Consider the following 26,019-nt stretch of genomic DNA (forward strand, 5'->3'; position numbering starts at 1 on the left):
ATCATTGGGCAGGTCAGAATCTCAGCATGGACGGTGGGGAGAACGAGCAGCGCGGGCCCGGGGACGAGGACACTCCCCCGGCCCGGCGTGAGCGACGCTGGCCGCCCGGGCGGGACCGGGCCGGCCGGTCGGGCCGGTCGGGGTGGGCCCGGCGGGTGGGCGTGGTGCTCGCCGTCCTGACGGTGGCGCTGGCCGGAGCCGTGATCGGGGTGCTGGCCGGCGGCCGGGTGAACACCGACATCGGCCCGTTCCGGGCCAACCTCACCCTCGCCCCGGCAGTCAAGGGCAGCACCACCGTCGACGTCCCGCCGCTGGGCGCGCTCCAGCTCGACAGCCACGACGGGCCGACCCACCTGACCGTCCGGCTGGGCGCGCTGGACCAGCGCAAGACGGAGGCGCTGATCGACGACCCGGCCAGCATCAACCGGGCCAGCCTGTCGGCGGTGGAGGACGTCCGCGACGGCGTGATGCGGCTCGGGCTGCGTACCGCCGGGTCGGCCGTGCTGGCCACGCTGCTGCTGGCCGGGCTGATCTTCCGGGATGTCCGACGCACCGCGTGGTCCACCGGGCTCGCGCTGGCGGTCACCGCCGGCAGCCTGGGGCTCGCCGCGGGCACCCTGCGCCCCCAGGCGATCGAGGAGCCACGGTACGAGGGGCTGCTGGTCAACGCCCCGGCGATCGTCGGCGACGCCCGCCGCATCGCCAACGACTACTCGCGCTACGCCGAGCAGCTGCAGCGCATCGTCGGCAACGTCAGCCAGCTCTACACCACGGTCTCGGCGCTGCCGGTGTACGAGCCGGCGCCCGGCACCACCCGGGTGCTGCACGTGTCGGACATGCACCTCAACCCGACCGGCTGGCAGCTGATCCGCACCGTGGTGGAGCAGTTCGACATCGACGTGGTGATCGACACCGGCGACATCACCGACTGGGGCAGCGAGCCGGAGGCCTCCTTCGTGGGCTCGATCGGGCTGCTCAAGAAGCCGTACGTCTACATCCGGGGCAACCACGACTCCTCGCGCACCGCTGCGGCGGTGGCCCGGCAGCCCAACGCGATCGTGCTCAACAACTCGACCACCACGGTCGCCGGGCTGACCATCGCCGGGATCGGCGACCCCCGGTTCACCCCGGACAAGGAGACCTCGCCGGCCGGCAGCGGCCTGACCAAGCAGGTCGCCGAACAGGTGATCGGGGCCGGTGAGCAGCTCGCGGCCACCGTGCAGCGCTCACCCCGACCGGTGAACATCGCGCTGGTGCACGACCCGGCCTCCGCCGGCCCGCTCTCCGGCACCTGCCCCCTGGTACTCGCCGGGCACACCCACGCCCGGCAGGTGTCCAAGCTGCCGCAACAGCTCGGCAAGCAGTCCACCCAGTTGATGGTGGAGGGCTCGACCGGCGGGGCCGGGCTGCGCGGTCTCGAGGGTGAGAAGCCGACCCCGCTGTCGATGACCGTGCTCTACTTCGACCAGCAGAAACTGCTCCAGGCCTACGACGACATCACGGTCGGCGGCACCGGACAGGCGCAGGTCAACCTGGAACGCCACGTGGTCAAGGAGCCGGCGAAGGGTGCCCCGGTCCCCGTCACCCCCACCCCGACCCGCTGACCCACCCCGGCCGCGATCTGACGGCAGCGAGCGCACGGCCGGCTCGTGCCGGCAGCGACCCACGGCCGAGCGCTGGCTGCCCGGCCGACGCCGGGACCCGCAAGCAGGGCTCCGGCTCCGGCTCCGGCTCCGGCTCCGGCTCCGGCTCCGGGGATCGTCACCCAGCGCAAGCTTCTCTCCGCCACCGGCACTCCGGCTCACACGCTTTGCTCTGCTGCCGCGGAGGCGACAGTCACCCAAGGTGATTGAGCATCTGGAGATCCTTGTCGGCGATGCCCTGGTCAGTAGCGGTGTTGCCGGGAGGGCAGCAGAGCAAAGGGGGGACCGGAGGTGCGCGGCCCCACGCCGACCGTCACCCTCCGCGACCCTCACCCCGGGTGATTGACAGGCGCCTCCGAAACAGCCCGACGGGAGGCCGGGAACGCTCGGTCCGTGCGCCCGACGCGAACCGAGCCGGTCCGGCCGCCGCCACCGACCTCCGCAACGGACCGGACGGGGGCCGGGACCGCTGGGTCGATGCGCCCGACGCGAACCGGGCCGGTCCCGCCCCCGCCACGGGCGGATGGCGGCGGGGCGAGCTCGGCTCAGGCTTCGCGCCCCTGGCTCAGCGCAGGGACAGCGCGGCCAGGGCGGCGTTGACGATGCTGCCGGGCAGCAGGTCGTGCAGCTCGTACAGCTCGCGGACGCTGCCGGACTGGCCGAACTCGTCCACCCCGAGCGGCACCGCCGGCACGCCGAGCGCCGAGCCCAGCCAGGCCATCGCGTGCGAGGCGGCGTCGTGCACGGTCACCACCGGGGCCCGGTCGCCGAACGCCGCTCGCAGCGCGCCGGGCACGCTCGGCACGGTCGCGGTCCGTACACCCTGGCGCAGGGTCCGCTGCCAGGCCCGGTAGAGCCGGTCCAGCGAGGTCACGTCCACCACGTGCGCGGCGATGCCCTCCTCCGCCAGCTCCGCGGCCGCCGCGAGCACCTCCGGCAGCACCGCGCCGGAGCCGGCCAGGGTGACCACCGGGGCGTCCGCCAGCTGCGGGTACGCCTGGTGCGCGTCGACCAGCCGGTACGCCCCGGCCACCACCTGCCGCCGCAGCACCGCGTCGGAGATCCGGGCCCGGGCCGCCTCGAACGGCGCCTGGTCGATCGGCCGGGTGCTCAGCCGGAAGTAGTACGCCCCGTCCTCGGCCGGCGCGGCGGTGGCCGCCGGCGTCGACCCGCCGGCGATCTGCCCGAGCGCGTCGCAGAGCAGCCAGTCCAGGCTGGCCGCGTACGCCGGCTCGAGGAAGGTGACGCCGGGCAGTTCCAGGCCGACGGAGGCGGTGATGGTCGACTGGTGGGCACCGCCCTCGGGGGCGAGGGTGATGCCCGACGGGGTGCCGGCGACCACGAACCGGGAGCCCGAGTAGGTGCCGTAGAGGAACGCGTCCAAGCCGCGCAGGACGAACGGGTCGTAGACGGTGCCGATCGGCAGCAGCGGCTGCCCCGACAGGTCCCACGACAGGCCGAGCTGCCCGAGCAGCAGGAACAGGTTCATCTCCGAGATGCCCAGCTCGATGTGCTGGCCGGCGGGGCTCTCCGTCCAGCGCAGCATCCGGTCCTCGGTCCACGAGCGCTGCTCGGTGGGGGCGAAGACGCCGGTCTTGTTGATGAACCCGGCGAGGTTCGTGGAGGTGGCCACATCCGGCGCGGTGGTCACCAGGTACGGCGCGACGGCGGGATCCCGGGCCAGGTCGACCAGCACCCGGCCGAAGACCTCCTGGGTGGAGACGGGCTTGTTGGCGCGTACCCGGGTGGTCTCCGGGACGGTGACCCCCAGCGACCGCTCGCGGGGCGCGCGGGACAGCGCCTCCCGGCGCTCGCCGGCCCGGATGCCGGCCGGCGACGCCGGGTCGAGGCGGTCCCACTCGGTCTCGGTGATCAGGCCGTTGGCCTCGCGCAACGCGTCGACCTGCTCGGTGCTGAGCAGCGCGGAGTGGTTGCGCGGGTTGCCGGCGATCGGCAGCCCCCACCCCTTGACGGTGTACGCGAAGACCACGCTGGGCCGGTCGGTGACCGCGTCGCACTGGGCGTACGCGTCGAGCATGGCTTCCAGGTCGTGCCCGCCCAGGTCGGTCACCAGCGGGCCCAGCTCGTCGTCTCCGATGTCCGCGACGAAGGCGCCCACCTCGGCCGGCGCGCCGTCGAGGAACTGCTTGCGCAGGGCCGGCCCGGCCAGCCCGAACAGCGACTGGTACTGCTCGTTGGGCATCAGGTCGATCCAGTCGCGCAGCGCCGCGCCGCCCGGCCGGGCGTACGCCTCGGCGAGCTTGCGGCCGTACTTGACCTCCACGACGTGCCAGCCGGCGGCCTCGAACTGGCCCCGCCACTGGTTGATCCGGATGCCGGGGACGACCCGGTCCAGCGACTGGCGGTTGAAGTCGACCAGCCACATCACGTTGCCCAGCCCGGTGGTGGCCGGGTCGGCGACGGCCTCCCAGATGTTCCCCTCGTCCAGCTCGGCGTCGCCGATCAGGGCGACGAACCGGGAGTGCGGACGCGCCCCGAAGTGCGCGTCGACGTAGCGGCGGGTGACCGCGGCGAACAGCGGCGCGGCGGCGCCGAGCCCGACGGAGCCGGTGGAGAAGTCCACCTCGTCCGGGTCCTTCGTGCGCGACGGGTACGACTGGAGCCCGCCCCGCGCCCGCAGCTTCGGCAGGTACGACCGGTCCAGGTTGCCCAGCAGGTACTGGATGGCGTGGAACACCGGCGAGGCGTGCGGCTTGACGGCGACCCGGTCCTCGGCGTCGAGGTGGGCGAACCAGAGCGCGGTCATCGCGGTGACCAGGGAGGCGCTGGAGGCCTGGTGGCCGCCGACCTTCACCCCGTCGCCGGTGTCCCGGTCGTGGTTGGCCGCGTCCACGATCCGGGTGGCGAGCCAGAGCACCCGCCGCTGGATCTCGTCGAGGACGTCGAGGTCGTGCTCGTTCACGGTGACTCCATCCGGGCGTCGCCGTTGACGCCCTCGCGAGGGGTGGCGCGGATCGCGCGTACTCGGGGGGGAAGCGGGCAGGCCGCCGCCGGGTCGCGACGGCGGCCTTCGACGTGTCGGGCTCAGCCCTGGGCGCCGAGGCGCTCCAGGATCAGCTCACGGACGGTCTTGGCGTCGGCCTGGCCGCGGGTGGTCTTCATGACCGCGCCGACCAGCGCGCCGGCCGCGGCGACCTTGCCGCTGCGGATCTTGTCCGCGACCTCCGGGTTGGCGGCGATGGCCTCGTCCACGGCGGCGGTGAGCGCGCCGGTGTCGGAGACGACCTCCAGGTTCCGGTTGGCCATGATCTGGGTCGGCGAGCCCTCGCCGGCCACCACGCCCTCCAGGACGGTACGGGCCAGCTTGTCGTTGAGCTTGCCCGCGTCGACCAGGCCCTGGAGCTCGGCGACCTGCGCCGGGGTGGCCCCGACGTCGGCCAGCTCGATGCCGGCCTCGTTGGCCCGCCTGGACAGCTCACCCAGCCACCACTTGCGGGCGGCGGCCGGGGTCGCGCCGGCGGCGATGGTGGCCTCGATCAGCTCGACCGCGCCGGCGTTGAGCACCGACTGCATGTCCAGGTCGGACAGGCCCCACTCCTGCTGCAGCCGGCGGCGGTGCAGCCGGGGCAGCTCCGGCAGGGCGGCCTTCAGCTCGGCCACCCAGGTGGTGTCCGGGGCGAGCGGCACCAGGTCCGGCTCCGGGAAGTACCGGTAGTCGGTGGCGGTCTCCTTGGACCGGCCCGGCGTGGTGTCGCCGGTGTCCTCGTGGAAGTGCCGGGTCTCCTGGGTGATCTTCCCGCCGGCGTCGAGCACGGCGGCCTGCCGCAGCATCTCCGAGCGGACCGCCCGCTCCACCGAACGCAGCGAGTTGACGTTCTTGGTCTCGGTGCGGGTGCCCCACTCCTCGCCGGGCAGGTTGAGGGAGGTGTTCACGTCGCAGCGCAGCGAGCCCTCCTCCATCCGCACGTCGGAGACGCCCAGCGAGCGGAGCACGTCGCGCAGCTCCGTGACGTACGCCCGGGCCACCTCCGGCGCCAGCGCGCCGGTGCCCGGCACCGGCTTGGTGACGATCTCCACCAGCGGGATGCCGGCGCGGTTGTAGTCGACCAGCGATTCGGTCGCGCCGTGGATGCGGCCGGTGGCGCCGCCGACGTGCAGCGTCTTGCCGGTGTCCTCCTCCAGGTGCACCCGCTCGATGCCGATCCGCACCAGCTCGCCGCCGACCTCGACGTCCAGGTAGCCGTCGAAGCACAGCGGCTCGTCGTACTGGCTGATCTGGAAGTCCTTCGGCATGTCCGGGTAGAAGTAGTTCTTCCGGGCGAAGCGGCACCACTCGGCGATGGAGCAGTTCAGCGCCAGGCCGATCCGGATGGTCGCCTCGATGGCCGCCTTGTTGGCCACCGGCAGCGAGCCGGGCAGGCCCAGGCAGACCGGGCAGACCCGGGTGTTGGGCTCGCCGCCGAAGTCGGTCGGGCAGCCGCAGAACATCTTGGTGTTCGTGCCCAGCTCGACGTGGGTCTCCAGGCCGATCACCGGTTCGTAGCGCGCGACGACCTCGTCGTACGCGGGCAGTGTCGTGGTCATCTGAGCTCCTGCCTCACAGCGCCGGTGGGGTGAACGTGCCGACCACGGACTCCAGCGCGGCGGCGACCCGGTACATCCGGTCGTCGGCCATCGTCGGGGCCATCACCTGCAGGCCGACGGGGAGCCCGTCGGAGAGGCCGCAGGGCACCGAGATGCCCGGGCCGCCGTACAGGTTGGTCGGGATGGTGAACAGGTCCGCCAGGTACATCTGGTAGGGGTCGGAGGTGCGCGCGCCGATCGCGAACGCCACGAACGGGGTGGTCGGCGAGATCAGCGCGTCGACCCGCTCGAAGGCCGCGGTGAAGTCCCGGGTGATCAGGGTGCGGACCTTCTGCGCCTGCCCGTAGTAGGCGTCGTAGTAGCCCGAGGAGAGGGCGTACGTGCCGATCATGATGCGCCGCTTGACCTCGGCGCCGAAGCCGGCCTCCCGGGTCAGCGACATGACCTCCTCCAGCGACCGGTTGCCGTCGTCGCCGACCCGCAGGCCGAACCGGACGCCGTCGAACCGGGCCAGGTTGGAGGAGCACTCGCTGGGCGCGATCAGGTAGTACGCCGGCAGGGCGTACCGGAAGTGCGGGCAGGACACCTCGACGATCTCGGCGCCCAGCTTGGCCAGGGTGTCGACCGACTCGCGGAAGGCCGCCATCACGCCCGGCTCCGCGCCCTCGCCGGTGAACTCGGTGACGATGCCGAGCTTCACGCCGGTCAGGTCGCCGGTGGCGCCGAGCTTCGCGGCGGCCACCACGTCCGGCACCGGGGCCGGGATGGAGGTCGAGTCGCGCGGGTCGTGCCCGCCGATCACCTGGTGCAGCAGCGCGGCGTCGAGCACCGTACGGGCACACGGACCGGGGGTGTCCAGCGACGAGGAGAACGCCACCAGGCCGTACCGGGAGGTGCCGCCGTAGGTGGGCTTCGCGCCGACGGTGCCGGTGACCGCGCCGGGCTGGCGGATCGAGCCGCCGGTGTCCGAGCCGATCGCCAGCGGCGCCTCGTACGCGGCCAGCGCGGCGGCGCTGCCGCCACCGGAGCCGCCCGGGATCCGGTCCAGGTCCCACGGGTTGTGGGTCGGGCCGTACGCGGAGTATTCGGTGGAGGAGCCCATCGCGAACTCGTCCATGTTGGTCTTGCCGAGCATCACCGTGCCGGCGGCGCGCAGCCGCTGCACGATCGTCGCGTCGTACGGCGGGCGCCACCCCTCGAGGATCTTCGACCCGACGGTGGTCGGCACGCCCTTGGTGGTGAGCACGTCCTTCACGGCGACCGGCACGCCGGCCAGCGGGCCCAGTTCCTCGCCGGCGGCCCGACGCTCGTCGACCGCCCGGGCGGCGGCCAGCGCGCCCTCGGTGTCGACGTGCAGGAAGGCGTGCACCCGGTCGTCGACGGCGGCGATCCGGCCCAGGTGGGCCTGGGTCACCTCGACGGCGGAGGTCTCCCCGCTGGCGACGAGACCGGCGATCTCCGTCGCGGTCAGCTTCGTCAGGTCGCTCATGAGGCCACATCCTCGTCCAGGATCCGCGGGACGCGGAACCGCTGCTGGTCGGCGTCGGGCGCGCCGGACAGCGCCTCCTCCGGGGTCAGGCACGGCGTCACCACGTCCTCGCGGAGCACGTTGGTCAGCGGCACCGAGTGGGAGGTCGGCGGGATGTCCGCCGCGGCGACCTCGCCGACCTGGGCCACCGACTGAAGGATCACGTCGAGCTGGCCGGCGAAGACGTCCAACTCCTCCTCGGTGACGGCGAGCCGCGACAGTCGCGCCAGGTGCGCGACCTCCTCGCGGGAGATGGCGGCCATCGGTGCCCCCTTCGTGGCTGTCCTGCTGCGTCTGCGGTGTGCCGGCCGCGCGATCGGAGATGACGCGCGGTGACCGGAGCGAGTCTATTGTCCTGCGGTCACGCCGACGCCTCCGACTCCCCCCGCACCCGCCCGGCGGGACGTTCCGTCGCCTGCGCCGGCTCAGCCGGTCGGCCCGCCACGGCCGCCTCACCGGTCGGCCCACCACCGCCGAGTCAGCGGGTGGGGCGGCGCGGCGCGTCGGCGTCCGGGCCGCCGGTCGGGTGCACCGGCCGGTACCGGGCCAGCCAGGTCACCAGCTCGTCGGCCGGCATCGGGCGGGCGTGGAACCAGCCCTGCGCCACGTCGCAGCCGGCCGCGTGCAGCATCCGCCAGGTCCGCTCGTCCTCCACGCCCTCGGCGACCACCCGCAGGCCGAGCGCGCCGGCCAGCTCGATCATCGACCGGACGATGGCGGCGTCGTCGGCGTCGTCGGCCATCCCGAGGACGAACGATCGGTCCACCTTCACCTCGGCCAGCGGCAGCCGGCGCAGGTGCTGCAACGACGAGTACCCGGTGCCGAAGTCGTCCAGGGAGATGGCCACCCCGATCCGGTGCAGCCGGGAGATGGTGGTGAGCACCCGCCGGGGGTCGGCCATCAGCGCGCCCTCGGTGATCTCCAGTTGCAGGCGTTCGGGGGCCACCCCGAAGGCGGCCAGCCGGTCGGCGATCCGGTCGGCGATCTCGCCGGTGTGCAGGTCACGGACGCTGACGTTGAGCGCCGCCCGCAGGTGGATGCCGGCCGCCGACCACTTGGCCAGCTGTTCCACCACGTCGTCGACCACCCGCTGGGTGAGCAGCCGCATCACCGCGCTCTGCTCGGCCACCCGGATCAGCTCCTCCGGGTCCACCATGCCCCGGCGCGGGTGCCGCCAGCGCAGCAGCGCCTCCACCCCGACGACCTCGCCGGTGGCGATGGCGATCTGCGGTTGGTAGTACATCGTGATGGCGCCGACGTCGGCCGCCGCGTCCTCGGCCCGTTCCACCGGGGCGGGAACGGCCGGCGGCTCGGGCCGCTCGGGCTCGGCGGCGGGCTGCCCGGCGCGGCGGCGGGTCGGGTCGGCGCCGGTCAGGATCTGGTTCAGCAGTTCGTCGGAGCCGTCCACCGCGATCCGCGCCCGCCGGCGCCGGGGCCACCACCGCCCGCCCGCGCCGTTCGTCCCGGCGCCGTCCGGTCCCCCGGCGTCCGTCCCGGCGGCGAGCCGGGCGGGCAGCGCGGCGCCGTCGCCGCCCCGCACGGTCCGCCCGGCGGGCGGCCCCGCCTCGAGTACGCGGCGCAGGTCGGCCAGGAGCCCCAGGCGCTCGGCCGAGTTGTGGTCCGACTCGGCGGCGTAGACGGCGATGGTGTCGTTGCGGTGCTTGGCGTCGTACATCGCCACGTCGGCGTGGCGCATCAGGGTGGCGAAGTCCTCGCCGTGCTCGGGGAAGAGCGCGATGCCGATCGAGGCGCCGACGTCCAGCGGCAGCCCGTCCAGCGACACCGGTTCGGTGAGCGCCGCGACCACCCGGTCGGCCAGCTCGCGGGCCTCGTCCACGCCGTCGAGCCGGCCGGCGACGATCGCGAACTCGTCCCCGCCGAGGCGGGCCAGCATGTCCCGGCCGCCGACGACGTCCACCAGCCGGGCGCTCACCTCGACCAGCAGCCGGTCGCCGACGGCGTGGCCGAGCGCGTCGTTGACGTTCTTGAACCGGTCCAGGTCGATCAGGAGCAGGGCCAGGTTGGCGTCCCGGTCGCCCTTGGCGACCCGCTCGGCGTGCAGGTGCACCTGCTCGGCCACCTCGGCGAGCAGCGCCTTGCGGTTGGGCAGGCCGGTGAGCGGGTCCAGCGCGGCGAGGTGTTCCTGCTCGGTGGAGAGCCGGGACATCCGGTAGACGGCGAAGAGCGGCACCAGCACCAGCGGGATCAGCGCGGCGCTGGCCCGGGCGGCGGTGACCAGCACCGGGGCGAGCAGCAGCAGCGAACCGGTGGAGAGCAGCTCGTACGGCAGCGCCTGGCGCACGCTCGGCCACCACCGGCCGCCGAAGCGCAGCCGCAGCGCGCCGCTGACCAGGCCGTAGTTGACGGCGAACCAGGTGAGGGTGGCGCCGCCGACGGCGGTCACGTCCGTCCAGCCCAGCCGGCCGCCGTCGAAGAGTCCGCCCGGCCCGAGCCGGAGCACCAGGTACGCGGCGCCGAGCGCGCAGGCGTACTGGGCGGCGTTGAAGGTGGTCCGCCAGAGGGCGTGGCGCATCCGCCAGCCGGAGACGGCGACCGCGACGGCCTGCACCGCCACGGCCGGGCCCAGCCCCCAGCCGAGCAGGATCGCGAAGGTGAAGCAGGTGGACGGGAAGACGGCCGAGGTGTGCCGCCGGCCCGGCGGGACGAAGGGCCGCGCGTCACAGGCGACGGCGAGCGCCGCCATCGCCCAGAACGCCGCCGGCAGCCGGGGCAGGCGGTCGGGGAGCCCGATCAGCGGCAGGGCGGAGACCAGCAGCGCCAGCCCGACCACCGCGGCGACGAAACCGGCGAACCGCGCCTCCCGCCCGGGCGGGACGGAGTTGCGGGGGTCGGCGGTCTCCATCGCACCTCCCGGGCACGCGGTCCACGGCGCGCGCCGGTCGCGCACCGTGCCCCAATGAAACGCCCTGAGTGGCCGTAACCCGAGGCGACAGTCACGAATCGGTCGTAGTCGTAATTAAGTTGGTATACGACCCCAAGATCCCCGCCGCCGCCCCGGCTCACCCCTCGACCCGGGCGACCTCCCGGGCCGCGTCCGGCCCCCGGTCGAGCAGCACCCGGAAACCGTCCTCGTCGAGGACCGGCACCTTGAGGCTGGCCGCCTTGTCGGCCTTGGAACCGGGGTTGTCGCCGACCACCACGAAGCCGGTCTTCTTGGAGACCGAGCCGCTGACCTTGCCGCCGAGGCTCTGGATCGCCTCGGACGCCTGGTCCCGGCTGAACCCGGCGAGGGTGCCGGTCACCACCACGGTGACCCCCTCCAGCGGGCGTGGCCCCTCGTCGACCGCCTCCTCGGCCATCCGTACGCCGGCCCGGGCCCACTTCTGCACAACCTCGCGGTGCCAGTCGACGGCGAACCATTCCTTGATGCTGGCGGCGATGGTCGGGCCGACACCGTCCACCGAGGAGAGTTCCTCCTCGCTGGCCGCGTCGATCGCCTCGATCGAGCGGAAGTGCCGGGCGAGGGCCTGCGCGGCGGTGGGGCCGACGTGCCGGATGGAGAGCGCGACCAGCACCCGCCACAGGTCGCGCTCCCGGGCGACGGCGAGGTTGTCCAGCAGCTTGGTGGCGTTGCTGCCGAGGCTGCCGTCCTTGTTGACGAAGAACGGCGAGCGGGCGAGCTGCTCCGCGTCGAGCTGGAACAGGTCACCCTCGTCGGTGATGATGTCGGCGTCGAGCAGCGCGGCGGCGCCCTTGTAGCCGAGCACCTCGATGTCGAAGGCGCCCCGCCCCGCCAGGTGGAACACCCGCTCCCGCAACTGGGCCGGGCAACTGCGGCTGTTGGGGCAGCGGATGTCGACGTCGCCCTCCTTGGCCGGCGCCAGCGGGGTGCCGCAGGCCGGGCAGGTGGTGGGCATGACGAACGGGCGGGCGTCGGCGGGCCGCAGGTCGACCACCGGGCCGAGCACCTCGGGGATCACGTCGCCGGCCTTGCGCAGCACGACCGTGTCGCCGATCAGCACCCCCTTGCGCTCCACCTCGCGGGCGTTGTGCAGGGTCGCCAGGGCGACCGTGGAGCCGGCCACCCGCACCGGTTCGAGCACGGCGAACGGGGTGACCCGCCCGGTGCGCCCGACGTTGACGTCGATGTCGAGCAGCTTGGTGGTCACCTCCTCCGGCGGGTACTTGAAGGCGATCGCCCAGCGCGGCGCCCGGCTGGTCGAGCCGAGCCGGCCCTGGATGGCGACCGGGTCGACCTTCACCACCACGCCGTCGATCTCGTGCTCGACGTCGTGCCGGTGCTCGGCGTAGTAGGCGATGTAGTCCGCGACGCCGGCCAGGTCGGGCACCACCCGCCAGCGGTCGCTGGTCGGCAGGCCCCACGCCTTGAGCGCCGCGTACGACTCGGACTGGGCGGTGGGCCGGAAACCGCGCCGGGCGCCGATGCCGTGCACCACCAGGCGCAGCGGCCGGGACGCGGTGATCCGCGGGTCCTTCTGCCGCAGGCTGCCGGCGGCGGCGTTGCGCGGGTTGGCGAACGGGGCCTTGCCCTGCTCGACCAGGCCGGCGTTGAGGTCGGCGAAGGCGGCCACCGGGAAGTAGATCTCGCCGCGCACCTCCAGCAGCTCGGGCAGGTCGCCGAACTCGGCCGACGGCGTCAGCCGGCCGGGCACGTCCCGGATGCTGCGGACGTTGGCCGTCACGTCCTCGCCGGTGCGCCCGTCGCCCCGGGTGGCGGCCCGGACCAGGCGGCCCTTCTCATAGGTGAGGTTGATGGCCAGGCCGTCGACCTTCAGCTCGCACAGGTAGGGCACCGGGCCGCCGGCGTCCCGCTCGACCCGCTCGGCCCAGGCGGCCAACTCCTCGTCGGCGAAGGCGTTGTCGAGGGAGAGCATCCGCTCGGCGTGGGTGACCGGGGTGAAGTCGGTGGAAGAGGTGCCGCCGACCCGCTGGGTGGGCGACTCGGGGCTGCGCAGCGCCGGGAACTCCGCCTCCAGCGCCTCCAGCTCGCGCAGCCGCCGGTCGAACTCGGCGTCGGAGATGGTCGGCGCGTCGAGGACGTAGTAGCGGTACTGGTGTTCGGTGAGCTCCTGGCTCAGCGTGGCGTGCCGTTCCCGCGCCTCGGGGGTCGGCTCGCCGCCGGCCGCCGCCTCCTGCGCGGGGCTGACCTGCTGAGGGATCGCTTCTTCGGACACCCTGCCGCCTCCGGACACCAGTGGGATCTCCCCGTGATCACGCTACCTCCGCACCGTATCGGGCCGGTGGGACAATCTCCCGCCACCCCTGCCGCGCCCGACGGGCGGCGACCCGACGGCCGTGCGACGATCGCCGGACGTCGGCGGCGTCGGCGCCGGAGAGGCAGGGGTGGGAATGCCTGAGTGGGTGTGGTGGGCGGTGCTGGTCGTGCTGGCCGTGGCCGCCGGTTGGGCCTGGAACGAGTGGCGACGACGCGGCGGCCGCCCGGCGGGGGGCGAACGCACCCGGCCCGAGCGGGGCACGCCGCCGCGCGACCGGGCCCGCCCCACCGCGCCGCCCCGCCCGCGCACCCCGACGGGTACGCCCCGACCGGGCGAGATCTGGTGGGCCGACGTCCCGTTCCACGACGGGACCGGCTCGAAGGTGCGCCCCTGCCTGGTGCTCCGCGCCGACGACCGGGGCGCCGACGTCCTCAAGATCACCAGTCAGGACAAGAGCAACCGCGACGACCACGTCCGCATCCCCACCCGGGAGTGGGACCCCGACGCCGACCACGACAGCTGGCTCGACCTGGCCGAGTCCGTCCCCGTCCCGAGCAACGCCTTCACCCACCGCGCCGGCACCTGCGACCAGTCCCTCTGGCACCGCCTCCGCTCCCTCCCCCACCTCCCCACCTGACCCCCACCCCACCCGCGTTGATCATGAGGTTTGCCGCGGTGGTCGATCTTCGAACCGCCGCCAACCTCATGATCAACGGGAGTGGCCGCGGGGGTCAGTCCCAGCGGGTGGCGAGGGTGGTGAGCTGGTCGGCGTACTCGATGCGGGTGGACCAGTGCTGCGGCCAGGCGGCCATGCCGTGGGCGGCGCCGACGAAGGCGCCGGCCAGGGCGGCGATCGAGTCGGAGTCGCCGGCGGTGGTCGCGCCCCGGGCGATCGCGGCGACCGCGTCGTCGGGGTGGCGCAGCGCGCACAGCAGGGCCGTGGCCAGCGCCTCCTCGGCGATCCACGCCTCGCCGGTGTCCCGGCACGGGTCGCCGCCGTCGTCGGGCCGGCCCAGCGCGGCGACCAGCCGGTCCAGCGCCTGCCGGCACTCGTCCCAGCCCCGGGCGACGAACTCCTCCGGGGACGTCGCGCCGCACCGCTGCCACAGGTCGCCGAGCCAGTCGGCGCGGTAGACCCGCCGCTGCTCCCCCGCCCGCGCGATGAGCAGGTCGGGCAGTTCGGCCAGGCCCGCGCCGTCGCGCAGCAACCGCACCGCGTACGCGGTCAGCTCGCTGGCCGCCAGGCCGGTCGGATGACCGTGGGTGAGACCGGCCTGGAGCTGGGCCAACCCGGCGAGGGTGTCCAGGTCGACGTCGAGCAGCCCGACCGGGGTGACCCGCATGTTCGCGCCGCAGCCCTTGGAACCGGCCACGGTCGCCTCCTGCCAGCGCAGCCCACGGCCCAGCTCGGCGCAGGCCCGCAGGCAGGTCATCCCCGGGGCGCGGTTGTTGTCCGGACTGACCGCCCAGTCGAGGAAACGCTGCCGCAGCAGCGGCTCGACCACCTCCGGGGTGTACGCGGACGCGTCGTGCAGCGCCCACGCCACGGCCAGCGCCATCTGCGTGTCGTCGGTGACCAGCGCCGGATCGCCGACCAGCTCACGCGGGCCGCCCGGGCCGTAGCGACGGGTGATCTCGGCGACGGTCAGGAACTCGGTCGGCTTGCCGAGGGCGTCGCCGTAGGCGAGACCGAAGAGCGAACCGGAGGCACGGCGGGGCGAGGAGTCGATCACGCCCGCGATCATGCCGCCCGGCCGCAACCCCCGGCCGCCGCCGGCTCAGTCCCAGCAGAGGCAGAACGGGTGACCGGCCGGGTCGGCGTAGACCCGCCAGCCGTCCCCCTCGCCCGGCAGCCGGCGCGCGCCGAGGGCGAGCGCCGCCTTCTCCGCCGCCTCGATGTCGTCGACGGTGACGTCGAGGTGGAACTGCTGGGGCCGCTCCGGGTCCGGCCAGGCCGGGGCCCGCAGGTTGAGCGCCTTCTGGAAGGCGAGCCGCGGCTGGTGCCCCGGCGAGCCGCCGAGCACCACCCAGTCGTCGCCGTCGGAGTCCTCCTCCACCAGCGGCAGGCCGAGCAGCTCGGCATAGAAGCCGGCCAGGGCCCTTGGATCGGGGCAGTCGATCACCGTCGAACGCAGCTGTCCAATCATGACGGTCATCCTGCCCGCCGGGTACGACGAAAAACCTCACTCCTCGTGCAGTCGCCGGCCGGCGTCCCGGCAGGCGGCCAGCACGGCCCGGGCGTACCCCGGGGTGGCGTTGGCGAGGCCGCAGGCCGGGGTGACCACCACCTGCTCGGCGAGCTGGCGGCGCGGGAAGCCGAGGCGGTCCCAGAGCGCGCGTACCCGGTCGGCGACCTCGGCCGAGGTCGGCGCGCGACCGGCGGACGGCGGCTGGGTGGGCGCGGCGCCGGCGAACAGCCCGAGCCCGGCGTCGATCGCCTCGCCGAGCGGGTCCAGGTCGGTGACCAGCGAGAGGTCCAGCGCCACGGCGACCGCCCCGGTCGACCGGATCAGCTCCAGCGGCACGTCCGGCGCGCAGCAGTGCACCACGGTCGGCACCCCCGCCGCCTCGATCACGGTGCGCAGCAGGGCGCGGGCCACCTCGGACCCGACCGGCCGGTGGGCGCCGAAGCCGCTCTCGGTGGGCACCCGCCCGGCGAGCACCGCCGGCAGGGACGGCTCGTCGAGCTGGAGCAGCACCGACGCCCCGGGCAGCCGGCGGGCCACCGCCCCGACGTGCAGCCGCAGCCCCTCGGCCAGGGATCCGGCCAGGTCGCGCACCGCGCCCGGGTCACGCAGCAGCCGCCCGCCGATCGGCAGCTCCAGCGCGGCCGCCAGGGTGAACGGTCCGGCCGCCTGGATCTTCACCGGCCCGGTGTACCCCTCGGCCTGCTCGGCGAGCTGGTCGAGGTCGCGTTCCATCAGGTCCCGGGCCCGGCGCAGGTCCCGGCCGGGGCGCAACGCGATCCGCCAGCGGGCCGCGTAGAGCTCGACCGGCAGCTCCACCAGCAACCCGCCGGTCCGCCCGACGAGGTCGGCGCCCGGCCCACGGGCGGGCAGTTCGGGCAGGTGGGGCAGGGCGGGCAGCTCGCCGAGGACGACCCGCTGCGCTTCGGCGATGTCGGTGCCGGGCAGCGAACCGATGCCGGTTGCTGCCCCCGCGGGCCAGGGCCAAGGCTGATCAGTCACGGCCGAAGGGTAGCCGCTCGGCGTGGCCGGCCGGCGGCGGACGGCCGCGGTCAGCCGGTGATGGTGGCCGAGCCGAGCACCACGTCCCCGGCCGGGTCCGGCCGGTACGCGACGATCGCCTGCCCGGCGGCCACCCCGCGTACCGGACGGCGCAGCTCGGCGCGGAGCCCGTCGTCGGCCAGTTCCACGGTGGCGGGGACCACGTCGCCGTGGGCGCGCAGCTGCACCTCGCACTCGACCGGTGCGGTCGGCCGCTCGCCGCCGGTCCAGACGGGACGGGCGGCTTGCACCCGGGAGACGTCCAGCGCCTCGGCCGGGCCGACGATCACCGTGTTGGTCTTCGGGGTGATGGAGAGCACGTAGCGGGGGCGGCCGTCCGGGGCGGGCCGGTCCAGGTGCAGGCCGCGCCGCTGCCCGACGGTGTACGCGTACGCGCCGGTGTGGCTGCCCACCACCGTGCCGGTGAGCGCGTCGACCACCTCGCCGGGCGCCTCACCGAGCCGGCCGGCGAGGAAGCCGCGGGTGTCGCCGTCGGCGATGAAGCAGATGTCGTGCGAGTCCGGCTTGTCGGCCACCGCCAGCCCACGCCGGGCCGCCTCCTCGCGGACCTGCGCCTTGGTGGAGGCGCCGAGCGGGAAGAGGGACCGGTCGAGCTGCTCCCGGGTCAGCACGGCGAGCACGTACGACTGGTCCTTGGCGAGGTCGACGCTGCGGCGCAGCAGACCGTCCGCGCCGAGCCGGGCGTGGTGGCCGGTGACCACCGCGTCGAAGCCCAGGGCCACCGCCCGGTCCAGCACCGCCGCGAACTTGATCTTCTCGTTGCAGCGCAGGCAGGGATTCGGGGTCCGGCCGGCCGCGTACTCGGCGACGAAGTCGTCCACCACGTCGGCGTGGAACCGCTCGGCCATGTCCCAGACGTAGAACGGGATGCCGATCACGTCGGCGGCCCGCCGCGCGTCCCGGGAGTCCTCCAGGGTGCAGCAGCCGCGCGCCCCGGTGCGGTAGGTCTGCGGGTTGCGGGCCAGCGCCAGGTGCACCCCGGTCACGTCGTGCCCCGCCTCCACGGCGCGCGCCGCCGCGACGGCGGAGTCCACCCCGCCCGACATCGCCGCCAGAACCCTCACCGTGACACCTCCCGCACCCCTCGACCCTATCCGCCCTCGCGCCGCCGTCCCCACCCCCGCCGCCCCGCTGCGCCGCCGGTCACCGCCAGCCGCGCGTTCCGGCACCGACGGCCGGGACGAACCGGGCGAAGCATCACCAGCGGCCGCCCCTCGGGGCCGGCGACAGTCGACGAGAGGCCGGGCGGGAGGCGGCGGGTCAGCGGAGGGTACGCAGGGCGGCCGCGCGGCGGGCCCGGTCGACAGCCGCCGGGAGGGCGGCGATCAGGGCGTCCACGTCGGCGGGGGTGCTGGTGTGGCCGAGGGTGAAGCGCAGCGAGGAGCGGGCCCGGTCGTCGTCGGCGCCCATCGCGATCAGCACGTGCGAGGGCTGGGCCACCCCGGCGGAGCACGCCGAGCCGGTGGAGCAGGCGATGCCCTGGGCGTCGAGCAGGAGCAGCAGGGCGTCGCCCTCGCAGCCGGGAAAGGAGAAGTGCGCGTTGCCGGGCAGCCGGTCGGTCGGGTCGCCGTTGAAGACCACCTCGGGCACCGCCTCGCGGACCCGCCGGACCAGGTCGTCGCGGAGCGCGGCCACCCGTACGGCGTACTCCTGCTGGCCCTTCACCGCGGCCTCGACGGCGACCGCGAAGGCTACGATGCCGGCGGTGTCGAGCGTGCCGGAGCGGATGTCGCGCTCCTGGCCGCCGCCGTGCAGCAGCGGGGTTGCCGGCACGTCGCGGGCCAGCAGCAGGGCACCGACCCCGGTCGGGCCGCCGAGCTTGTGCCCGGTGACGGTGAGCGCCGAGACGCCGCTGGCGGCGAAGTCCACCGGCACCTGACCGACCGCCTGGATCGCGTCGGTGTGGAACGGCACCCCGTGCGCGGCGGCCACCGCGGCCAGCTCGGCCACCGGCTGGACGGTGCCGACCTCGTTGTTGGCCCACATCGCGGTCACCACGGCGACCCGGTCGGCGTGCGCGCCCAGCTCGGCGCGGAGCCGGTCCGGGTCCAGCCGGCCGGCGGCGTCCACCGGCAGCCAGCCCACCTCGGCGCCCTCGTGGTCGGCCAGCCAGTCCACCGCGTCGAGCACCGCGTGGTGCTCGACCGCGCTGGAGACCACCCGGACCCGGCCCGGGTCGGCGGCGCGGCGGGCCCAGAAGACGCCCTTGACGGCGAGGTTGTCGCTCTCCGTGCCGCCGCCGGTGAAGACGACCTCGGAGGGGCGGGCGCCCAGCGCGGCGGCGACCCGTTCCCGCGACTCCTCCACCCGTCGCCGGGCGCGCCGGCCCGCCGCGTGCAGCGACGACGCGTTACCGACCTCGCGGGCGGTGGCGACGTACGCCTCCAACGCCTCGTCGAGCATCGGGGTCGTCGCCGCGTGATCCAGGTATGCCATCACCGTTCAGCCTAACGGCCTGCAGCCGTCCCGCCGGACGCCGGATCACCGGGGGCCGGGCGCCGCACGAGGGCTCAACCGGGGCGGCCGGGCCGGCGGGTGCCGGGTCCGGCTGTGTCACGGCTCAGGCCGGTACGGCCGTGACGACGATGTTGTCCCGGTAGTGCCGGGTCTTCGGGTCGAACGGGCCGCCGCAGGTGATCAGCGTCAGCCGCGGTCTGCCGTCCCGGGCGAAGTGCCGCTCCAGCGGGATCTTCGTCTTGGCGCACTCCTCGCGGGCAACCACCCGGTACGCCCGCTGCTTGCCGTCGGCGCCGGGCGCTGTGCTCGGCGTGGTCGGCACCCTCGCCGTGCTGGGCGCCGCCGACCGGGAGCCGGATCAGGCACCGCAGCAGGCCGTCCTGGCCAGCGCGCCGCTGGCCGGTACGGGACGACGCCGAAGGACGCCAACGGCGACGCCCGGATCTTCACCGACGGCCGACTGCACCTGCACGCGGCGAATCTCCCGGACGTTCCGGGGTATTACGAGGTCTGGCTGATCAACCCGACCAGCATGGAGATGTTCTCGATCGGCGTGCTGCGCGATCCGTCGGGGGATGCGCTGCTCCCGCTACCACCAAATGTCGATCTTCAGGCATACTCGGTTGTCGACGTCTCCGCCGAGCAGTACGACAACGAGCCCGCCCACTCCGGCGACAGTTTGCTGAGGGGCACCCTGACGGGCTGATCGGCGGGCCGGCTCAGCTCCCCGGCCCGCCGATCAGCTCCCTTCCCACCGCGACGGGAACGGGAACAGATACAGAGAAAGAGTGGCCATTCCGCGAAGGATGGCCACTCTTTCTCTGTATGTGCGTCGCGTCGGGGCGCCGGCTGGCGGCGCCCCGAGCGGGCGTCACTTGCGCTTGCGGATCTCCTCGGCGGCCTGCGGCACGACCTTGAACAGGTCGCCCACCACGCCGAAGTCGGCCAGCTCGAAGATCGGGGCCTCGCCGTCCTTGTTCACGGCGACGATCGTCTTCGAGGTCTGCATGCCGGCCCGGTGCTGGATCGCGCCGGAGATGCCCAGCGCGACGTAGAGCTGCGGGGAGACGGTCTTGCCGGTCTGGCCCACCTGGAACTGGTGCGGGTAGAAGCCGGAGTCGACCGCCGCGCGGGACGCGCCGACGGCGCCGCCGAGCAGGTCGGCAAGCTCCTCGACCAGCTTGAAGTTGTCGGCGTTGCCGACACCACGACCACCGGAGACCACGATGCCGGCCTCGGTCAGCTCGGGGCGGGAGCCCTTCTGCTCGGCGACCCGGTCGATGACCTTGGCCAGCTTGTCGGTGTCGGTGACCGCCACCGTGAGCTGCTCGACGGCCGGGGTGGCCGGCGCCGGGGTCGGGTTGACCGAGTTGGGCCGGACGGTGACCAGCGGCAGGCCCTTGGTGACCTTGGACTTGACGATGGTGGAGCCGGCGAAGGCGACCTGGGTCGCGGTGCCGTCGGCGGCCAGGCCGACCACGTCGGTCAGGATGCCGTTGTCGAGCTTGACGGCGAGGCGGGCGGCGATCTCCTTGCCCTCCTGCGCGGAGGCGAGCAGCACGGCGGCCGGCTGCACCCGCTTGACCAGCTCGGCCAGCACGGTGGCCTTCGGGGCCACCAGGTAGCCGTCGATCTCCTCGCTCTCGGCGGCGTAGATCTTCTCCGCGCCGTACTCACCCAGCTTGGCGCTCAGCGCCTCGGCGGCGCCGGCGCCACCGAGCACCACCGCGCTCGGGGTGCCCAGCTCGCGGGCGAGGGTGAGCATCTCCAGGGTGACCTTCTTGACGCCGAATTCCCGGGTGGCTTCGACGACGACGAGAACCTCAGACATGTCCAGACCTCTCACACGAACTTCTCGGTGGCGAGGAACTCGACCAGCTTGACGCCGCCCTCGCCCTCGTCGGTGATCTTGGCGCCGCCGGAACGCGGCGGGCGCTTGGTGTGCTCCAGTACGGCGCTGGTCGCGCCGTCGAAGCCCACCTCGGTCGGGGCGACGCCGAGGTCACCCAGGGAGAGCGTCTGCACCGGCTTCTTCTTGGCGGCCATGATGCCCTTGAAGGACGGGTAGCGCGGCTCGTTGATGGTGTCCCAGACGGAGACCACGGCCGGGGTCGAGGCGGTGACCACCTCGTAGCCCTCCTCGGTCTGCCGCTCGACGGTCAGCGTGGCGCCGTCGACGGTGAGCTTGCGGGCGCCGGTCAGCGCCGCGACGCCCAGCCGCTCGGCGATCATGTGCGGCATGACCTGGACCCGGCCGTCGGTGGACTCTGCACCGCAGATGACCAGGTCGGCGTTGAGCTGACCGAGGGCGGCGGCGAGCACCTTCGAGGTGGCCACGGCGCAGGACCCGTGCAGGGCGTCGTCCACCACGTGCACGGCCTTGTCCGGGCCCATGGAGAGCGCCTTGCGGATCGACTCGGTCGCCCGGTCCGGACCCATGGTCAGGATGGTGACCTCGCCGCCGTGCGCCTCCTTGATCTTCAACGCCTCTTCGATGGCGTACTCGTCCATCTCGTTGATGACGTTGTTCGCCGAACCGCGGTCGACGGTGTTGTCGTCAGGACGCAGGTTGCGGTCCGCGCCCGAATCGGGCACCTGCTTGACGAGTACGACGATGTTCATCGCGTTTCGACGACCCTCCTGTTGGTGTGGCGATCGCTCGCCCGGTCACGGGCGCAGCCTCGCGCGTCCGTTGACGCCCGGTCAACCGCGGGCGCTTGTGCAGTTGCCCACGGCGCAATGTTACCTGTCAGTAGATTCGGCTTCCTGGGCACTCAGAGTGACACAGCTCACCGGAGCCGCGCTCCCGGCTAGACTCACAAACCGGGAGGTGTCACGACATGTCAGGACAGGACGCGGCGCGTCCGGTCGGCGCGACGGCCGGCGGCGACCGCGCACCGGAGCGCTGCGGCCGCCCGGCGGCGCCGGAGGCGTACCGGTGCGCGTGCGGCCGGGTCCGTGACCTCTGCGTCCGCGACACCGTGCACACCGTCTGGACGGCGCCCGGCGGCGACCCGGCGGGCGGGCCGCCCCCGGCGAACGGGTAGCGGTCACGCCGGCTCGGCGAGGGCTCCCCTGATCCGTTCGATCACGGCCGCCTCGGCCGGTGCGATCCCCCGGTGCGCCTGGGCCACCCGGTCGGCCGCCGCCAGCACCACGTCCCGGTACGCGGCCAGGTCCTGCGGCGACTTCTCCCGCAGGATGTCGACCGCCCGGCCGAGCGCCGGCAGCACCACGGACTCGACCTCCAGCGGGGAGTCCCGGGGCAACCTGGGCAGCGGTCCGGTGGTGAGGGCCTCCTTCACCACCCCGCTGGCGCCGTTGAGCGCCCCGGACGCGGCGATGCTCTCCCGGATCATGGCGAACATGCCCGGATCGGCGTTCGACACCAGGAAGACGGCCCCGAACGCGCCGGTCTTGAGGGTGAGCCGCTCGTCGTCCGTCAGCCGCTGCTCCATCATCACGGAGTGTAGACGTACGGGGTGGTCGTGGTGACCGGTACGAAGCCGAGCCGCTCAAGGATCGGCCGGCTGTCCTCCGAGGCGTCCACCTGGAGCAACGCCTTGCCCCGCTGGTCCGCCAGGCGCGCCCGGTACGCCACCAGCGCCCGGTAGATGCCCCGGTGCCGCCACTGCTCCAGCGTCGAGCCGCCCCACAGGCTGGCGAAGCCGGTGTTCGCCAGGTAGCGGACCCAGCCGGCGCTGACGACGCGGTCCCCCGCCTCGGCCACCACCACGGTGATCGACTGCGGATCGGCGGCGATCTCCTTCTCCAGCCCGGTCACCAGGTGGCTGCGGTCGGCCTGCCACACCTCCTGCTCCATCGCGGCGATCCGCTCCAGGTCCGCCCGGGAGGTGACCTCCCGCAGGCGTACCCCCTCGGGGAGCACCGGGATGGCGCCGGCCAGCGGCGCGACCGGCCCGATCAGGACGGTCTCCCGGTCCTCCGGCACGAACCCGGCGGCGCGCAGCCGGTCGGCCAGGTCGGCGGGCTCGTCGTGGGCGTTCAGCTTCCACTCCACCGACTCGCCCCGCTGCCGGAACAGCTCGACCTGCCGGGCGATCAGCGCGTCCAGCTCCGCGCCGGCCAGCCCGTCCAGCGTCCGGTAGGTGAGGAAGCCGCCGTGGTCGAGGCCGAGGATCCGGACCAGCGGGCCGTCCCGTTCGACGGTCACCCCGGCCGGCACCGGATCCGGGATCTCCGGGCGGATCTGGGTGTCGTAGCTGTCGCGCAACGCGTGCGGGTCAAGATCGGTCATCCGTCCAGGCTATGCCCGGTACAAAGCGGATAATCGGCGCCGTGTGGCAGGCGATCAGGCGGTGGTTCGACCCGTCGGAGCTCAGGTCGGTCGGCACCGCCCCCGACTACCGCTTCTCGCTGGCCAACGAACGCACCTTCCTGGCCTGGCTGCGCACCGGGCTGGCGCTGATCGCCGGCGGGCTGGCCGCCGCCCAGTTCCTGCCACCGACGCCGGTGCGCCATCTGCGCGAGGCGATCGCGGTCGCGCTGCTGCTGCTCGGCGGCGCCGTGGCGGTGCGGGCGGTGGACCGCTGGGCGCGTACCGAACGGGCCATCCGGCTCGGCGAGGAGCTGCCGGCCTCCCGATTCCCCGCCGTGCTCGCCCTGATCGTCGGGCTGGGCGCGCTGCTGCTGGTCTTCGCGGTGCTGGCGCGGGGGGTCGGCGGCCGGTGACCGGCGACCCGGGGCTGCAACCGGAGCGCACCCGGCTGGCCTGGCGGCGCACCGCCCTGGCACTCACCGTGGTGACCGTGCTGGCGGTCCGGCTCGCCCTCACCGGGGACGTGCCCGGCGCGCTGCTCGCCGCAGCCGTGGTGCTGGTCTGGGCCGGGGCGCTGGTGGCCTGCTGGCGCCGGGCCGCGGGCAGCGGGCCGATCCGGGTCGGCTCGCCGGCCCTGCCCTCGGTCGCCCTGGCCACCGCCGTGCTGGCGCTGCTCGCCGTGGCGCTGGTCCTGCGCGGGATGTGGTGACGGGTCGCGGTGCGCCATCATGGGGGCATGGCCCGGTTGTCCCTCCTGCTCTTCGCGGTCCAGATCGTCCTGGCCGTCTGCGCCCTGATCAGCTGCCTCTCCGCCGACGAGGGGAACATCCGCGCGCTGCCCCGCATCGCGTGGGTGCTGATCATCCTGTTCTTCCCGCTGGTCGGCTCGATCGCCTGGTTCCTCGCCGGCCGCAAGGCCACCCCCGCCCGGCCCGGCCCGGCCGGCCCCGCCTCCACCGGACGGGACCGGCGCCGACCGGTCGCGCCCGACGACGACCCGGAGTTCCTCGACTCCATCGCCGAACGCTCCCGTCGTGACGACGAGGAGCTGTTCCGCCGCTGGGAGGAGGACCTGCGCCGGCGCGAGGACGACCTGCGCCACCGCGAGGGCGACCCGCCGCGCGAGGAGGACCGCCCGGAGGTCTAGGCGGATCCCGCTCGCACATCCGCGGTGACGGGCGCCCGCAGCGGCCCGGACGCCCGGAGGGAGAACGGTCCGGACGCCCGGAGGGAGACGGCCGGGGAGGCCGTCCGGGTCACACCCGACGCTTGAGGGCGCGCAGCGACAGCGGAGCGAAGAGCACCGCGATGCCGGCGCCCCAGAGCAGGGTCTGCAGCACCGGGCCGGCCACCGGGCCGCTGACCAGCAGCCCCCGCAGCGCGTCGGCGACGACGGTGACCGGGTTGACCTCGACCCAGTTCTGCAACCAGCCGGGCATCCGGTCGGTGGGCACGAAGATGTTGCTGGTGAAGGTGAGCGGGAAGATCACCATGAAGCCGAAGATCTGCACCTTCTCCGGCTCGCTGACCAGCACCCCGACCAGCACCGAGATCCAGGACGCGGCCAGGGTGAACGCCAGCAGCAGGGCGAACGCGGCCAGCACGCCGAGGGCACCGTTGCCGACCCGGAAGCCGAGGATCATCCCGACGCCGAGCAGCAACGCGATCGACCAGGCCTGCTTGACCGTGTCGGCGAGGATCCGGCCGGCCAGCGGCGCCCAGCGGGCGATCGGCAGCGCCCGGAGCCGGTCGAAGACCCCCTTGGTCAGGTCGTTGTTCAACCCGAACCCGGTGGTCATGGTGGCGAAGAGCGCGTTCTGCACCATGATGCCGGGCAGCATGAAGGTCAGGTACTCGCCGGACGAGCCGGCGATGGCGGTGCCGAAGACGTAGGTGAAGAGCAGCACGAACATCACCGGCTGGATGCTCAGGTCGAGCAGCTCCATCGGGTTGTGCTTGATCTGCACCAGGCTGCGCCAGGCCAGGGTGAGGGTGTGCCGCAGGCCGGCGCCGACGCCGAGCCGGCGGGCCGGGGCGAGCGACGGCGCGGGCGCGGTGACGGCGGTCATGCCGGGGTCCCTTCGAGTACGTCGGTGGAGGCGTCCTGCTCGGCCCGGTGGCCGGTGAGGGAGAGGAAGACCTCGTCCAGGCTGGAACCGCGCAGGGCCAGCTCCGCCACCTGGATCTCGGCGGCGTCGAGCCGGCGGACCACCGCGGGCAGCACGTCCGGGTCGTTCACCGGCACGGTGACGGTGGTCTGGGCGACCTCCGGCGTCGCCCGGGCCACCTCGCCGGCGATGGCCCGCACGGTCGGCAGGTCGGCCGGGTCGACCGGGCGCACGGTGAGCACCTGCCCGCCGGTCTTCGCCTTCAGCTCCTCGGGAGTGCCCTGGGCGATGACCCGGCCGTGGTCGACCACCGCGATCTGGCCGGCGAGCTGGTCGGCCTCCTCCAGGTACTGCGTGGTGAGCAGCACGGTCACCCCGTCGGCGACCAGGGTGCGCACGATGTCCCACAGCTCGTTGCGGCTGCGCGGGTCCAGCCCGGTGGTCGGCTCGTCGAGGAAGAGCACCTGCGGCCGCCCGACCAGGCTGGCCGCCAGGTCCAGCCGACGGCGCATGCCGCCGGAGTAGGTCTTGGCCGCCCGGCCGGCGGCGTCGGTGAGCTGGAAGTCGGCGAGCAGCTCCGCGGCGCGGGCCCGCGCCTGGGCCCGCCCGAGCCCGAGCAGCCGGCCGATGAGCAGCAGGTTCTCGGTGCCGGTGAGGGTCTCGTCGACCGAGGCGTACTGGCCGGTCAGACCGATCAGCTGGCGCACCCGGTGGGCGTCGCGGCCGACGTCGTACCCGCCGACCGTGGCGTGCCCCTCGTCCGGGGCGAGCAGGGTGGCGAGCACCCGTACCGCGGTGGTCTTTCCGGCGCCGTTGGGGCCGAGCAACCCGAATACCGTCCCCGTGGGAACTTCCAGGTCGACCCCGGCGAGGGCGGTGGTGGCGCCGAAGCGGCGCACCAGCCCCTCGGCGCGGATCGCGTATGTCATCAGAACTCCGATCGTTATCGCTGGTCGCCCAACGATGCGCGAGGGGTCTGACGTTACGACGACGGCCGCTGACATTCCGCCGAT

24 protein-coding genes and 1 pseudogene are annotated in these 26,019 nt (G+C 74.0%); 7 read left to right on the forward strand and 18 right to left on the reverse strand.

The window, feature by feature from the left end:
* The first annotated feature begins 26 nt into the window (after positions 1-26).
* On the forward strand, positions 27-1,604 hold the full coding sequence (locus ACTMTB_RS10985; RefSeq protein ID WP_441144662.1) for a metallophosphoesterase: 1,578 nt from the start codon (positions 27-29) through the stop codon (positions 1,602-1,604).
* A gap of 604 nt (positions 1,605-2,208) precedes the next feature.
* Here ACTMTB_RS10985 and ACTMTB_RS10990 read toward each other — a convergent pair.
* From ACTMTB_RS10990 to ligA, 6 genes are all read right to left on the reverse strand, one after another.
* Positions 2,209-4,566 carry a transketolase-like TK C-terminal-containing protein gene (locus tag ACTMTB_RS10990; protein WP_441144664.1) on the reverse strand — a complete coding sequence of 786 codons (2,358 nt, stop codon included), beginning with the start codon at positions 4,564-4,566 and terminating at the stop codon, positions 2,209-2,211.
* A gap of 122 nt (positions 4,567-4,688) precedes the next feature.
* A complete protein-coding gene (gatB, locus tag ACTMTB_RS10995; RefSeq protein ID WP_441144667.1) occupies positions 4,689-6,188 on the reverse strand; it encodes an Asp-tRNA(Asn)/Glu-tRNA(Gln) amidotransferase subunit GatB in 1,500 nt (499 codons plus the stop codon).
* Positions 6,189-6,201: 13 nt separating this feature from the next.
* Entirely contained in the window at positions 6,202-7,677 is a 1,476-nt protein-coding gene (gene gatA, locus ACTMTB_RS11000) for an Asp-tRNA(Asn)/Glu-tRNA(Gln) amidotransferase subunit GatA (protein WP_441144669.1), read from the reverse strand.
* Positions 7,674-7,979 carry an Asp-tRNA(Asn)/Glu-tRNA(Gln) amidotransferase subunit GatC gene (gatC, locus tag ACTMTB_RS11005; protein WP_088963593.1) on the reverse strand — a complete coding sequence of 102 codons (306 nt, stop codon included), beginning with the start codon at positions 7,977-7,979 and terminating at the stop codon, positions 7,674-7,676. Before gatC ends, gatA begins: the two co-directional genes overlap by 4 nt.
* Before the next feature lie 215 nt (positions 7,980-8,194).
* The gene (locus ACTMTB_RS11010; protein WP_441144672.1) at positions 8,195-10,579 is read right to left on the reverse strand and encodes a putative bifunctional diguanylate cyclase/phosphodiesterase; all 2,385 of its coding nucleotides are present in this window, start codon (positions 10,577-10,579) and stop codon (positions 8,195-8,197) included.
* A 157-nt stretch (positions 10,580-10,736) separates the two neighbouring features.
* The gene (ligA, locus tag ACTMTB_RS11015) at positions 10,737-12,872 is read right to left on the reverse strand and encodes an NAD-dependent DNA ligase LigA (RefSeq protein WP_441144674.1); all 2,136 of its coding nucleotides are present in this window, start codon (positions 12,870-12,872) and stop codon (positions 10,737-10,739) included.
* Between the two features lie 175 nt (positions 12,873-13,047).
* Here ligA and ACTMTB_RS11020 point away from each other — a divergent pair, with 175 nt between their 5' ends.
* Positions 13,048-13,551 carry a type II toxin-antitoxin system PemK/MazF family toxin gene (locus ACTMTB_RS11020; RefSeq protein WP_441144676.1) on the forward strand — a complete coding sequence of 168 codons (504 nt, stop codon included), beginning with the start codon at positions 13,048-13,050 and terminating at the stop codon, positions 13,549-13,551.
* 94 nt (positions 13,552-13,645) lie between these two features.
* Here ACTMTB_RS11020 and ACTMTB_RS11025 read toward each other — a convergent pair whose 3' ends face one another.
* The 6 genes and pseudogenes from ACTMTB_RS11025 to ACTMTB_RS11050 form a co-directional block, all read right to left on the reverse strand.
* The gene (locus tag ACTMTB_RS11025; protein WP_441144678.1) at positions 13,646-14,659 is read right to left on the reverse strand and encodes an ADP-ribosylglycohydrolase family protein; all 1,014 of its coding nucleotides are present in this window, start codon (positions 14,657-14,659) and stop codon (positions 13,646-13,648) included.
* Positions 14,660-14,692: 33 nt separating this feature from the next.
* Positions 14,693-15,061 carry a VOC family protein gene (locus ACTMTB_RS11030; RefSeq protein ID WP_280840642.1) on the reverse strand — a complete coding sequence of 123 codons (369 nt, stop codon included), beginning with the start codon at positions 15,059-15,061 and terminating at the stop codon, positions 14,693-14,695.
* Positions 15,062-15,097: 36 nt separating this feature from the next.
* Positions 15,098-16,102: a methionine synthase gene (locus ACTMTB_RS11035; RefSeq protein WP_441144680.1), complete on the reverse strand. Its 1,005-nt coding sequence runs from the start codon at positions 16,100-16,102 to the stop codon at positions 15,098-15,100.
* Positions 16,103-16,152: 50 nt separating this feature from the next.
* A complete protein-coding gene (gene mnmA, locus ACTMTB_RS11040) occupies positions 16,153-17,226 on the reverse strand; it encodes a tRNA 2-thiouridine(34) synthase MnmA (protein ID WP_441144682.1) in 1,074 nt (357 codons plus the stop codon).
* Between the two features lie 196 nt (positions 17,227-17,422).
* A complete protein-coding gene (locus ACTMTB_RS11045; RefSeq protein WP_441144684.1) occupies positions 17,423-18,598 on the reverse strand; it encodes a cysteine desulfurase family protein in 1,176 nt (391 codons plus the stop codon).
* Between the two features lie 124 nt (positions 18,599-18,722).
* A pseudogene (locus ACTMTB_RS11050) lies at positions 18,723-18,923 on the reverse strand (class F sortase); the annotation flags it as partial.
* Between ACTMTB_RS11050 and ACTMTB_RS11055 the strand changes: the two are divergent.
* Positions 18,834-19,325 (forward strand): anti-sigma factor, encoded by a 492-nt coding sequence (locus ACTMTB_RS11055; protein ID WP_441144686.1) that lies wholly within the window; start codon positions 18,834-18,836, stop codon positions 19,323-19,325. The pseudogene ACTMTB_RS11050 and the gene ACTMTB_RS11055 sit on opposite strands and share 90 nt — an antisense overlap.
* A gap of 165 nt (positions 19,326-19,490) precedes the next feature.
* Here ACTMTB_RS11055 and ACTMTB_RS11060 read toward each other — a convergent pair whose 3' ends face one another.
* The gene (locus ACTMTB_RS11060; RefSeq protein ID WP_441144688.1) at positions 19,491-20,450 is read right to left on the reverse strand and encodes an electron transfer flavoprotein subunit alpha/FixB family protein; all 960 of its coding nucleotides are present in this window, start codon (positions 20,448-20,450) and stop codon (positions 19,491-19,493) included.
* Between the two features lie 11 nt (positions 20,451-20,461).
* Positions 20,462-21,241, reverse strand: coding sequence for an electron transfer flavoprotein subunit beta/FixA family protein (locus ACTMTB_RS11065; protein WP_154943305.1), 780 nt, complete (start codon positions 21,239-21,241; stop codon positions 20,462-20,464).
* 218 nt (positions 21,242-21,459) lie between these two features.
* Between ACTMTB_RS11065 and ACTMTB_RS11070 the strand changes: the two genes are divergently transcribed.
* Positions 21,460-21,666: a hypothetical protein gene (locus tag ACTMTB_RS11070; RefSeq protein ID WP_441144690.1), complete on the forward strand. Its 207-nt coding sequence runs from the start codon at positions 21,460-21,462 to the stop codon at positions 21,664-21,666.
* Positions 21,667-21,669: 3 nt separating this feature from the next.
* Here ACTMTB_RS11070 and ACTMTB_RS11075 read toward each other — a convergent pair whose 3' ends face one another.
* Complete coding sequence (locus tag ACTMTB_RS11075; protein ID WP_441144692.1) at positions 21,670-22,077, reverse strand: hypothetical protein; 408 nt, start codon at positions 22,075-22,077, stop codon at positions 21,670-21,672.
* 2 nt (positions 22,078-22,079) lie between these two features.
* Complete coding sequence (locus tag ACTMTB_RS11080; protein ID WP_441144694.1) at positions 22,080-22,877, reverse strand: GNAT family N-acetyltransferase; 798 nt, start codon at positions 22,875-22,877, stop codon at positions 22,080-22,082.
* Between the two features lie 11 nt (positions 22,878-22,888).
* Here ACTMTB_RS11080 and ACTMTB_RS11085 point away from each other — a divergent pair, with 11 nt between their 5' ends.
* From ACTMTB_RS11085 to ACTMTB_RS11095, 3 genes are read left to right on the forward strand one after another with little or no spacing between them, the layout of a single operon-like run.
* Complete coding sequence (locus tag ACTMTB_RS11085; RefSeq protein ID WP_441144696.1) at positions 22,889-23,311, forward strand: YidH family protein; 423 nt, start codon at positions 22,889-22,891, stop codon at positions 23,309-23,311.
* Complete coding sequence (locus ACTMTB_RS11090) at positions 23,308-23,607, forward strand: DUF202 domain-containing protein (protein WP_280840652.1); 300 nt, start codon at positions 23,308-23,310, stop codon at positions 23,605-23,607. The genes ACTMTB_RS11085 and ACTMTB_RS11090 overlap by 4 nt, the downstream gene beginning before the upstream one ends.
* A 27-nt stretch (positions 23,608-23,634) precedes the next feature.
* On the forward strand, positions 23,635-24,045 hold the full coding sequence (locus ACTMTB_RS11095; protein ID WP_441144698.1) for a PLDc N-terminal domain-containing protein: 411 nt from the start codon (positions 23,635-23,637) through the stop codon (positions 24,043-24,045).
* 109 nt (positions 24,046-24,154) lie between these two features.
* Here ACTMTB_RS11095 and ACTMTB_RS11100 read toward each other — a convergent pair whose 3' ends face one another.
* Positions 24,155-24,967, reverse strand: coding sequence for an ABC transporter permease (locus ACTMTB_RS11100; RefSeq protein ID WP_280840654.1), 813 nt, complete (start codon positions 24,965-24,967; stop codon positions 24,155-24,157).
* The gene (locus tag ACTMTB_RS11105; RefSeq protein WP_357617395.1) at positions 24,964-25,935 is read right to left on the reverse strand and encodes an ATP-binding cassette domain-containing protein; all 972 of its coding nucleotides are present in this window, start codon (positions 25,933-25,935) and stop codon (positions 24,964-24,966) included. Before ACTMTB_RS11105 ends, ACTMTB_RS11100 begins: the two co-directional genes overlap by 4 nt.
* Between the last annotated feature and the right edge of the window lie 84 nt (positions 25,936-26,019).

Origin of the sequence: Micromonospora sp. L32, assembly GCF_052068055.1 — a bacterium.
GTDB classification, from domain to species: Bacteria; Actinomycetota; Actinomycetes; order Mycobacteriales; family Micromonosporaceae; genus Micromonospora; species Micromonospora purpureochromogenes.